General features: G+C 64.2%; 7 protein-coding genes. All 7 read left to right on the top strand.

From position 1 onward, the window contains the following. A partial coding sequence (locus MJ783_RS14845) for an RAMP superfamily CRISPR-associated protein (RefSeq protein ID WP_239311031.1) occupies positions 1-1,279 on the top strand: 1,279 nt, incomplete at its 5' end. A gap of 8 nt (positions 1,280-1,287) precedes the next feature. Next, positions 1,288-1,845 (top strand): CRISPR-associated protein Csx19, encoded by a 558-nt coding sequence (gene csx19, locus MJ783_RS14840; RefSeq protein ID WP_239311030.1) that lies wholly within the window; start codon positions 1,288-1,290, stop codon positions 1,843-1,845. Further along, positions 1,838-4,615 carry a TIGR03986 family CRISPR-associated RAMP protein gene (locus MJ783_RS14835; protein ID WP_239311029.1) on the top strand — a complete coding sequence of 926 codons (2,778 nt, stop codon included), beginning with the start codon at positions 1,838-1,840 and terminating at the stop codon, positions 4,613-4,615. The genes csx19 and MJ783_RS14835 overlap by 8 nt, the downstream gene beginning before the upstream one ends. Further along, positions 4,612-6,180, top strand: coding sequence for an AAA family ATPase (locus MJ783_RS14830; protein ID WP_239311028.1), 1,569 nt, complete (start codon positions 4,612-4,614; stop codon positions 6,178-6,180). The genes MJ783_RS14835 and MJ783_RS14830 overlap by 4 nt, the downstream gene beginning before the upstream one ends. Before the next feature lie 266 nt (positions 6,181-6,446). Next, a complete protein-coding gene (locus MJ783_RS14825; RefSeq protein ID WP_239311027.1) occupies positions 6,447-7,241 on the top strand; it encodes a hypothetical protein in 795 nt (264 codons plus the stop codon). Between the two features lie 238 nt (positions 7,242-7,479). After that, on the top strand, positions 7,480-8,274 hold the full coding sequence (locus tag MJ783_RS14820) for a hypothetical protein (RefSeq protein WP_239311026.1): 795 nt from the start codon (positions 7,480-7,482) through the stop codon (positions 8,272-8,274). Further along, complete coding sequence (locus MJ783_RS14815; RefSeq protein WP_239311025.1) at positions 8,271-10,574, top strand: hypothetical protein; 2,304 nt, start codon at positions 8,271-8,273, stop codon at positions 10,572-10,574. Before MJ783_RS14820 ends, MJ783_RS14815 begins: the two co-directional genes overlap by 4 nt. The last annotated feature ends 1,201 nt before the right edge of the window (positions 10,575-11,775 follow it).

Genomic DNA, 11,775 nt, shown 5'->3' with positions numbered 1-11,775 from the left:
GGCCGACGTCGGCTGGCTCCGTGACCGCGCCCGCTTGGCGGCGTTGCTGGACGCTCTCGGTCATGGCGAGGTGCGGCTCGGCGCTGCCGTAACCCGTGGGCTCGGCCACGTCCAGCTAGCGCACAACGTCGAGCTCGAAGAACACGATCTCAGCAACGCCACCGGTCTGATCGCGCTGCTGCGCGGCCAACCGGGTCGTCCCGGTCTGGACGAACTGGACGAACTGGACGAACCGCGCGGCGAACCTGGCCTTGATCTGCACCCCCGCTTGGCCGTCACCATCGACTGGACACCGGACGCTCCGGTGATGGTGCGTGCTGATCGGGCTGGTGTCGCCGTCGACACACTGCCGCTGACGGGTGCGGACGGCACCGACACGGTACGCCTGGTACTGCCCGGATCCAGCCTGAAAGGGGCGCTGCGCAGCCACGCCGAGCGGATCCTGCGCACGCTGGAACAGCGCCGGGCGCCGCGGCCCGTCGGCGACCCAATAACCGACGCGACCGCGTTCCGCGCCCAACTCGATCAGCTGCACCTGGCAAAGGCGCTGTTCGGTGCGGCGCCGCCCGCCGCACAGCGGGACGTCCACCGCTCGATCCTGGAGATTCCCGTCGACCCGGCCAGGGGTATCAAAGAACTCCCCGACGAGCAGGACGAGCGCCCCGACACCCCGGACAAGCCGATAGGCGCACCCAGCAGACAGTTCTCCTATGGCGTGGGCGCGGTCGCCGTCGCCGACTGTCGCTCGTCCCAGCCGCTGGATGGCGACCTGTGGCGGAAAATGGCCACGGAACCCGACCTCGACGCGAGGATCGCGGACCGCGGCCTTCCAGCGCAGGACAGCCCCGCCAAAAAACCCAATCATTCTGGGCAGAACAGCCAAAGCCACCGGCAGTGGCTGTCGTCGCACGGGTTCAGCCAGGCGGACCATGTCGCCATCGACCGGTGGACCGGCGGCGCGGCCGACAAACTGTTGTTCACCATCCTGGAGCCGTGGCAGATCGGCTGGGAACCGATCCGGCTGACCGTCGACATCGCGCGGCTGGGCGACGACGCGAACCTGTCCCTGGCGCTGCTGATGCTCGTGTTACGCGATCTGCGTGACCACCGGCTACCGATCGGCCAAGGCACTACCCGTGGTTTCGGGGACATCACCGCGACCGTCACCGTGGACACCCCTGACGGCACGTTGGATCTCGACGAGTACCTCGCGTCACCGGCTGGAGAGCTGCTGCGGGACACGTGGACAGCGCTGTGGAAAGAACAGGCAGCGGCATGAGCGGACACATGGGCGGATCAACACGGCTCGGGTCACGGTCGCTGCGCGGACCGCTGCCCGGCATGCTCGTCCAGGTGACGGAGTTGGCAGGTGGCATCGCCCTGCTGTCGTCACCCGACGCCTACACCATTGCCACCATTAGTGATGACGGTAGGTGTAGCGCGCCAGACGGCGGTATGCCGGGGGGTGAGGTGGACCTCGGCCGGGTCTATGAAGCTCGCGCCTTCACTCCGGACGTGGAACTGCGGTGGGTACGGCGCGGTGACAGCGGCCAGGGCGTGCTGCTCGGCGAACGGGTGACCGGCGGCCAGGAATGGAAGGATCTGCGGACGGTGGATCTGCACTACCTGCTGTGGGGTGAGGTGGTCGACGGGGACAACCCGGCGGGCTGGGTATCGCTGTCGGCGGCACGGATCGGCACGCTGCGGGTACCGGCGGTACCCCCGCGAGGACGCAGGCTGCGGCTGCGGGCACGCGAATACATCGCGGTAGAACCCGACCACGGCAACTCCTACGTGCTCGACGAACGACTGATCGCCATCGAGGAGGGGCAGATCGATGAGTGAGGCTCGCAGCTCTGATCACAGCAGCGGCGCCGCCAGCAGCACCCACACCCGCAGCGGACGTCTGCACTGGCAGCCCTCGGGAGCCGACGGCGGCCGGCTCGTGATCGTCGACGGGCCGGACCGACGCAGGATCCCGCAACCGGGCAAGGCCCTGGTCGACGACCTGGGCGCGCTTGCCCCCGCCGAACTCGACGGGCTCAGCGTCGACTACGAATGGGTGAAGGGCCAGGTTAGAGGCGTCCGCCGGGCAGGCAGCCCGCTGCCGAGCCGTCCCCCTTCCACGCGGTCGGCCCAGCCCGCCGCGTCCTCCGACACCGGCCGGCGGACCCCGCAGCAAGAGCCTGCCACCCGCGCATCGAATGAAGCGGGCGCAAGTCAGCGCAGCGTTCCCCCGCGCAGGCCAGGGAGCCGGCATGGGGACGGACAGCGTTCCGGCTGGACCCGCCCGACCGGCCCACCGTCCGCTCAGGGATCCGCCCGGCCGGCGGTCAACGCCGTGGACCTGTTCCGGAACCCGTACACGTTCGTGCCGGCGCTGGCACGCGACGGTGCGGGACCTCTCGGAGACGCCCCACCCGCTGGCCACGACGTGTGGGAAGCGGACCGCTGGAGCGGGCGGATCGGTGTGACGCTGACGACCGTCACACCGCTGCTGCTGCTGGACACCGCGCCGGCGAAGCCGGACGACCGGGGTCACACAACGTACTCGGTACTGCTGCGGGACGGCCGGCCACACATCCCGCCGACGGCGGTCAAGGGAATGTTGCGGGCGGCCTACGAGGCGGCGACCAACTCCCGGCTCGGTGTCTTCACCGGCCATGACGAACCGCTGGGATATCGGCCGCCCGCCAGTGCAGGTCTCGCGCTCGTACCGGCGCGTGTCGGCCGGGACGCCGTCACCGTCGACCTGTTGACCGGTACCGCGCCGCTCGGCCAGCGCTCGTCCCCGCAGACCGTGATGTACGCGGCCTGGCTACCGCGGTACGGGTCGGGATCCCGGCGGCCTGTGCTGTACGGCGACCAGTCGGAGCCGGAGCACCGGGACGAGGTCAGGGTCCGGCTGCGGCTGATCCAGCACTACCGCTGGGACAAGCGCCGGCAGGACCACGTCGCCGACTTCCGCTACTGGCAGGTGGTGGCGATCGCTCGGGCCGGCGAGCCGTTCCCGGCTGAGATGAAGGTCGCCGACCCGGTGTGGCGTGACCGGTTCACCGTGCACGAGCCGCTCTCCGACACACGGGAGGCCTTGGGCTGGGTCTGTGTGAACAACCGCAACTTCAGCCGCAAACATGACGAGCGGGTCTTCTTCGGCGATTCGCACACCCGGGAGCTGGCGGACACGACGAAGAAGGCGTGGACAGCGCTCGTCAACGACTACCGCAACGCTCACCGGCATGCCGACGTCTGGGAGCGGCCGAACGTGAGCACCGACCGGGGTCCCGGGCCACGCAGCGCGCCCCGGGGCGGCAGCGAGAAGTTCGCCCCACCGCAGAAATGGCTCGGCCCGAAACCGGGACAAACGGCATGGAGTCGCCACCTGTACGAGGAGGGAGCGGAAAAGCTTCGCCCCGGCGACCTCTGTTACGCCCTCCTCGACTCGCGGGGGAACGTCGACGCCCTGTACCCGGTGATGATCGCCCGGGAGCTCTTTTCCGCATCACCCAAGGATCTTCTTCACCCGTCGCTCCGCCCGGCGTCGACCCGCGACGAGTTGTCCCCCGCGGACCGGGTATTCGGCTGGGTCAATCCGGACGGCCACGGTGCATACCGCGGACAACTGCGGGTGGGACCGGTCACGGTGGACGTAGGCCGCGATGCCGTTGGGGACACGGTTACGGATTTCGGCGCGGACGGTCTTCCACTGGCGATCCTCGGCCAGCCAAAACCCCAGCAAGGCCGCTTCTACGCGGCGGCAGGAACGTCGCAGTACCCGATGCCGCTGCCGCCACGCACCCCGCGACGGGACTGGTACGTTCCCGGCCGATCTTTGCGTGGCCGCAAGACGTACCCACACCATGCCGGATTGGCTGGCGACTACTGGAAGAATCCGACCGAGGACCGAACCCAGACGTTGGATGACAAAGGGCACTATCAGGAGTACCGGCGCCCGGCGAAAGAGAGCCCGGGCAAGGAACTCACCGCCGACAACCGCGCGTTTGCCACCGGTGACGACGAACAGCGTGACAACCAGAACCGTTCGGTCCGTGGCTGGGTCAGACCCGGTACCACATTCCGATTCACCTTGGACGTGATCAACCTGACCGAGGTGGAGCTCGGCGCTCTGCTGTGGCTGCTACAGCTGCCGGCGGAGCATTATCACCGATTCGGGCTCGGTAAACCTCTCGGCTTCGGCAGCGTCCGGTTGGATCTCGACACCGAGACGACCGAACTGCGTACGGGCGCCGCCATCGCCGACTACTACGCCTCGTTCGGCGACCAGCTCCCTGGCACCGCTGCGGACGTCAACACGCTCATCGCCGTGTTCGAGAAGGCCTCCGACATGTGGCCCGGACGCCCGCACCTCGCCGCCTTCCTCACAGCGGCGCTCGGCGATGCGTCCACCCCGGTGCACTATCCGCGGGTCCGGCCCGCCGCCATAGACAGATCGGTTCCCGTCCCGCCCGACCCGCGCGGCCAGGCCTATGCCTGGTTCGTACAGAACGAGCAGGAACGCTCCAACAGCTTCGTGCGGGCCGAAAGCCTCCCGCCCGCAGACGGCGACCCGATGCGGGTATACCCGGCCCCCGATAAGAATGGTCAAGCGCGATGAACAATCCAACCGACAACGCAAGCATCGATATGAGCAATCATTTGGATATACCCGAGGAGCCAGCTCCAGATTCCCATTCATCCCTCGATCGACCTCTACTCACAGCACTTCACATTGCTAATTTTAAATGCTACGGAACACCTCGCGGAGGTACCGGTTACTTTCATGTTCCCCTATCCGCGCTCTCGCTGATTTACGGACATAACTCCGCAGGTAAATCAACACTTTTACAAGCTCTACTCGTTTTGTCTCAGACCCTTTCGCAGGCACCGGAACAAGCTGGTCAAAGACTGGTCTTGAACGGGCCCCTGGTGTCCCTGGGAACAGCGACCGACGTGGTCTACCGCCATGAGACTGACCGAGTGATCTCGATCGGAGTCAGCTGGCGGAGCACCAACGACAGCGAGTACTCCATCGTTTGTGGATTCGACGGATCCAGCGCAGAGCTCTTGGACATCCGGATCATCGAGCATCAGCCCGACATGCCTGATGCCAAGCCCATCCTGCTCGAACGCGACAAATCGTTGGAAGAACACCTTGGCATAGGCCCGGTGCTGGTGGTTGCCGAGCAGTCGATCGAACCCTTCCTTAAAGAGCTCTATCATACCGCCAAGAACGAGGTTTTCCGCGACAGGACCGAATTTTTTTCCAGAAACCGCCCGCTTGTTTCCCTGACCGGAATTCGCTTCGGTCATATTATCGCATTTCAGGGCACAAACACGACAACGCTTACCTCCAGCCTTCAAAGGTTGGACGGTTCCGACACCGACCAGCAACACACCAAAGAGATCATTCCAGCTTGGATGACCTACGCGGAAAATTTCTATAAGGGTTTAGACAATGCGCTCGGAGGGCTACGTTATCTAGGGCCTAGTCGAGCTGCACCGAGCTCGAGCCCTGTCCGTCTCAATTACGCGACGGACGGCGTGGGCCACGACGGCGGAAATCTACTCAACTTCCTTGCAGGACAAAGTGAGGGCGACGCGGTGGTCCTCCGGACCAACGAGTCGCTGGATAGACTTCGGATCCCGTATCGAATCCGAGTCTGGAAATACGGGCTGCCGGAATTTTTAGACGGCGACGAAGCTCAGGTCATAAATTATCGATCCACTATTCCCTTGGCGGACGTGGGACTCATCCGAAATGGAGTCGAGTCGAAACTGAGTGACGTCGGATACGGCTTCAACCATCTCCTGCCGATACTCGCCGAGTGCAATCGAGCTACCAGCCGGCCGCTAATAATCGAGCAGCCGGAGACCCATCTAAATCCAGATCTCCAAGTTGAGCTGGCGGATGAACTGATAGAGTTCGCAACAAAAAAACAACAGCTGCTTATCGAAACTCACAGCGAAAATATTTTACTACGCATCCAGGCGCTGGTTGAATCTGGCTATGTTTACGAGGAAGACGTCCAAGTAATTACGATCACACCAGCTGAGATAGACGATTCCGCGTTCCCACGAGGGTCCCGGTGGCTCGCCGAAGGCCAGCTGTCTCCGGGCACCGGTGACATATTTCCGGAAGCCAGAATACGTGCTGTAGAACCAGCGCCGCAGCCATGTTGAGCCGTGTAGCGATCTCAGCGGATCTATTCTCAGACAACTTTGGCCAGGACGACTACAGTCGGCACGCTGTTCACCGAACGCTAACCGGACATCTAAGCCGACATGCTCGGATTGTATGTCGTAACGATTATGAGCGTCAAAGGTACCGCCACCTCATCAACAAACTACCGTCGAAAATCGCGGTATATTGGGATCCGATCGTATCGCGTTCGGGCGAAAAATATCATTTCTTCTTTCCGTCACAACCACTTCCCAATCATGACGCGATGGATATTCGCACAAGGGGAGACCTTATTCATTGGAAAGACGCAATCGACCATCTTCTCGTCCGATCCGAGCTCGCCGACGAGTTTGGGTTCAACGCTGCATCTGCGGGCGAGGAGGATCCAGATAGTGGAATCAGCGTGTCTAGCTATCGGGGCATTACTCCACACAAGATCAATTTCTTTGACCAGAGAAATAGCAGCTACTACGGACCCGGCGGGATATCGAGTAGTGAGCTTTGGAACATCTACTTCCGACCACTCGTGGAAGCAGCGACAGAAATCGTCATAGTGGACCAATTTGCGGTCCACTACCTCGAATCCGCCGATTCACTTTGGCGCAGCATGGCAGCCGCTCAAGGCTATCCAAAAAAGAAAGAGCGCACACTCGAGATCCTCACCGGCTGCCCGGATAGAAAGCGAAACGGGAAATCGATAAAGGGCCAGATAGAAACCGCCAACCGTTACGTTGAAGAAACATTGGCAAAACTTGACGGCTTTCGCTCGGTTCAGATTCTCTGGGTTCCGAAGGATGGATGGAAACGAAGCATCAAAATCGAAGGAACGACGGAAAAAAAGATGAAAATCGGTCGACATGACCGCAACTTCCGCTTCGACACGAGGACTCTCGCTATAACCTCGGGTCTCGAATTTGTCGCGGATCCGAGCTGTAAGGATTCGCAGGTGACCTATCGCTGTCAAGGAGACCGGCAGGGTCAGGACTTCGAAAACCTCGAGCGTGAGGAGGGACGACTGCGTGCTGTGGCTCAGCGGTGGCGCCTTCGGAGTCAGTCATGATCTAGGTAGAAAAATTTCCGAGCGGGTGTCTGCCGGGTGAGGAGGCAGGTCCTGCTGTGGCGACGAAGGAACTCAGCAGATCGTGCCCTCCTGGGGCGGCTGGTCGGCTACCAGGCTCAGCGGCATGGAAGCGATGGAAACCGATCCAAATCCGGACCGAGTCAGTGGTGAGAACACGCCACGGACGCCTGGGCATCGCTGTGGGGCCACCGAGCCGAGCTGGGTTGAGCAGGTGTTCGTGACCTGCACCAGTGCGGTGAACGCCACGATGGCGCGGGCGTCGCTGTGGCATGGCGGTCGTCCCTGCCCGGCTACGCGGGGCACGGCGGCAGGCCCCGACCCACGGCGGACGGTGCTCGCCTGCTGCGATCTCGGCTGTTTCGACGATGCCGTCGATGTGCTGGCAGGCGTCGTGGAGAAGATCACGGCGGCCGGTTGGCTGGAACGTTCACCTGCCCGCAGTCTGCTCTCTGACGACGACCGCCATCGGACGCCGCAGGAAGCTGCGCTGTACCTGTACGCCGCACGTACCGCCGCAGCGGTGTTGGGAGAAATGCACCGCTATCGGCGTAGGAATCTCGGGTTACCTCAACGGCCGGAGCGGGTCAGCGGCGCCGACTGGGCGAATCGGTTGTTCCCCGACCCGGCGGATCGAGAGCTGCTTGTGCACCTCCTCACCTGGCTCGGCAGTGATGGCTCGGCCACCGGCGAACCCGGCTGGCCGTTGCAGGTGTGGGCGGAACGCCACGGGCTGGCGCTCCCGGACATGGCCAGGTGGGTCGCCCGTGTTGTCAGTGTGCTGCGTGAGGAAGACCCGCGCCGGTATCAGCGGTACATCGCGGGGCCGCTGGCTGCCAAACCGCGTGCAACTGTCCCGTTCAGCGCCGTCGAGCTCGTCGACGGGCACCCTATCCGGCGGCAGCGCCATCGGTACACGACGGCACCAGGGCTGTGGGAGGACCGCACGCGTACAGGGACACCCATCGCCGTGCCGACCAAGAAGATGACCGCCGCAACGAAAGGCAGGAAGTGAACCGTATCGCTGTGCACGTCGTCGGAGCCTCCGACCTCGGCATGCACGAGCCGACACCCGCCGAGACAGCCACGCGGATTACAGAACTCACCGGCCTTGAGCCCTCCGCTCTCGCTGATGAGCTCGCTGGTACACCGATCGCCTGGTTTCTACGGAAGATTGGCACGTTGGAAGATCCTCCGGTCGACAGGATGATCCTCATCGCGACTGATCGACACGATGATCCGAGAGTGCCGCCCGCAACCCAGGATCTGGCCGAAGTAATCCTCCCCTTCGTCCAGCAACGAATGCCGGCAACCACCATCGCAATGATTCCACTTCCCAGCGTCGCGGACGCCAGAAAGTGGTTGACCGATTTCGTTGACGACGCGGCCAACGCCGTCGGCGAGGCGACCCGATGGGAACTGCCGCTCGGCGGCGGTGCGACGAGTGCTCTGCTTGGGGTGATGTTCGAGCTGCTGCTGCGGGGCCACGACCTGACATTGTGGGCGGCGAACGGAGCCGGGCTCCGGATTCCGCTGGTTCCGTGTGGGCTGAATACGGCGCCAGCACGATGGCTGGTGCGGCACCGTTACTACGAGCCGCTCGCCAGCAGTGATCCGCCGTTGGAGGTGCCACCACCGCTGTCCCCGGGTGACGCCGGCTGGGACTTTCTGGCCCGCCGGCAACGCGTTGATGTAGACACGCTGCTCGCCGATCAGCCGAAGGAAAACGACGCCTGGAAAGTGACGGACGTTGTTCAGGCGATCCTGGCTGAGGCGGTACAGGCCGCGTTCGCCGAAGGACTTGCCCGCGGGGAGATCACCGACGGTGCCGCCGCCCGCACCTGGCTCGCCCTGGCAAAACACGGCCGGTTGGTCCGTCCACTGACCGATCCAGATGATCCGGAGGTCGAGGAGTGGCGTAACAAGGTCGTGGGGCTCAGCCACGGTATGCACCAACCGGCCACGCCCCCACGCGTCATCCGCCTCATGCAGGACGAACGGGCGAGCGCGCAACGCGACGAGCACCCCGTTCTCCAAGCCTTCCCGGACTGGCCGGTCGCACCCCCGCCGCCGGCCGAACGGACAGTCGTCGTGCTACGGGCGTTGAGCCGGTCCGCCACACCCGACCAGGGTAAGATCGACGATCAGTTCCTACTCGACCGTATCTCCGAGGCACTCGGCGCCGGGCAGGTGCTTTCGTTCGAGTTCGTCACCGACATGGCCAGGGTGACGGCCACCCGCGAAGGCGTGGAACGAATTCCGGTGACGGTCACCGACCCCAAGCTGCGACCGGACAATGTCGAGACGTGCCGCGTTCAGCTGTTTGACGCACTGTTGGCAGAACCGCGTGCGGTGGTAGCGGACGAGGTCGCCGTACTGTTGCCGATCGGACGCAAGGCGCTGATGGTGGCAGCGATCCTCGCAGGGATCGATTGGTCGCTGCACGCAGCGGTACCACTGACGCTGCTGGTAGCGGAGGGTGACCATGGCCCTGACGGACTCATCATCGAGACGACACGTGTTACGGCGGAGGACACCAGACCGTTCGCCGTCCTGGGCCTTGACAGAGCCCTCGCCTGTCTGGCTGCCGAAGCGCTGACCAGACTCGACATCACGCTGGCCGGGCATCTGCTCCAGCGTGGCTCCCGCAAGCTTCAAGCTCTCGCTGTCGAGGTCAACGAGCTTCAGCGCAACGCCTTCGGCGTCCTGCCGCCAGGCACGGATGATCAGACTTCCGTAGCCGAAGTGAAACTCGCCCGCGCACGGCTCGAGCTGTGTCTGCGAATCGTCGACTCCCACCCATGGGACGCCGCCTATCTCGCCCTCGCCATGCTCGACCACACGTTCCGCATGCCGAAAAAAGCGGAAGAAGTGACGGTTGCCCAACTGGGTCGGTTCGGGCTCACTCAGTGGGAGGGCTGGGTGCCGCAAACAGACCCGCCTGTCCCGCACACAGAGCCCGTCGACAATCGCTGGTACTACCTTGCGCCCTGGCATGCGCTCCGAATGGCGGAAGGACCGTCCAGCGATCTACGCAAACTTCGCAACAGTCATCCGCTCTCCCATTCTTTCGTCGACAAAGCCACGCGGGGCAAGAAGGCCAAGTCAATCAGAGTTCCGAAACCCGCTTGCGTCGCTAAACTGTTGGACGAGGCGGACACCGAGTTAACAGAAGCACTCGCCGATCGTTACCCATCGTTGGCGTTAATGGATCGAGACTTCTTGACGAAGGAACTCGACCGGCTACTCAGGGAGGTCCGGATGTTCGAGGAGAGGTCCGAGCCGGTGGGGCAGTCCTGCGCAGCGGCCGAATAGGTCGCAGCCAGTGCGGCAAATGCGTTGCCCTTTGCCCGCGCCGGAACGATATCGGCCAGTCGGCGGGGCTCGGCCAGCATCGCGAGTATCCGCAGCGCTGCGGTCACCGACGTATCGTGATAGGCATCGAGGAATTCGGTTTCGGTGGGCGTCAGCGGCGTCCCGTCACGGCCGACCGGAGCGGGTACGGGAACCTGCCAGATCCGCGGTCCTTCAGGCAGCAGGGATCTCCATCCGGCCGTGAAAGTCCGCACCTGCGCACAGGGCTTTCCGCCGAGGTCCGCGACGACGCCGAGCATATCGGCATCGGGAACAAGAAGCACGACCCGGACGTCCTCGGGTGGCGAGCCCAGCAGTCGAGCGGCCGGCGTCATGGGTGTGGGCTCCTGGGTGAGCACGTGGGCCCACACCTGATACGGATTGCCGTCCGGCCGGGCCAGCGCGTCCCGCATCAACTCGTCGGCCAGCCGCCCGTCGAGCCGTCCTCCGCTGGACAACGAACGAGCCAGCAGGGCGAAGCTGTCGAGTCCCCAACCGAGCGCGGCGCCTACCAGCGCCGCGACCGTGTACATTCCGGCCCATTTCGGCCCTGTGACGACCACGCTGTGGACCCCCGGGAGATCGGCCTTGTGCTGTTCCGCCGTGCGTGGCGCGGCGAGCCGCGGCACGAAAAGCCGACCCGCTGGCCATCGTGGTGCGGGCTCCGTGGCGAACGGGACGTCGTCCCATGTCGCGCCGGTTCGTTCGAATGCCTCGGCGAACACCCGCTCCGCGTCGGCCCGGGTGGCGATGCCGTCCCTACGTTCCAACAGAACGTAGTCACCGACATGATAGCGGCAGAGCCGACCACGCCAGTGCGGCACAACTGTCACGGCCCAGCTCCCATGCCGCAGCGCCATCTCCGCGAACAGCGCTCCACCGGCCTCACAATGTTGGCTCTGCAGCAAGGCTCGTTGTTTGCGGACCTGCCGCTCGATCACCGCAAGGCGTCCCGCCATGCCGGCGACCGAATCGTCGACCAGCCCGAACGCCGCGAGCATCTCCAACGGATGGACACCAACCGCACGGGCGAGTACGGGAACGGCATGCGGGTCCACAGCCGTGTCGTTCGCCAACCAGCGGCGGATCTTGTCGGTCGTGGGCGCCAAGCCCAACTGTCCGGCGGTCGCTGCGGTCAGCGCCGGCAGGCTCATTCTTCTAT

The sequence above is a fragment of the Protofrankia sp. Cj3 genome (genome assembly GCF_917627355.1).
Taxonomy (GTDB): Bacteria; Actinomycetota; Actinomycetes; order Frankiales; family Frankiaceae; genus Protofrankia.
This window is presented reverse-complemented; position numbering and strand designations above follow the sequence as displayed.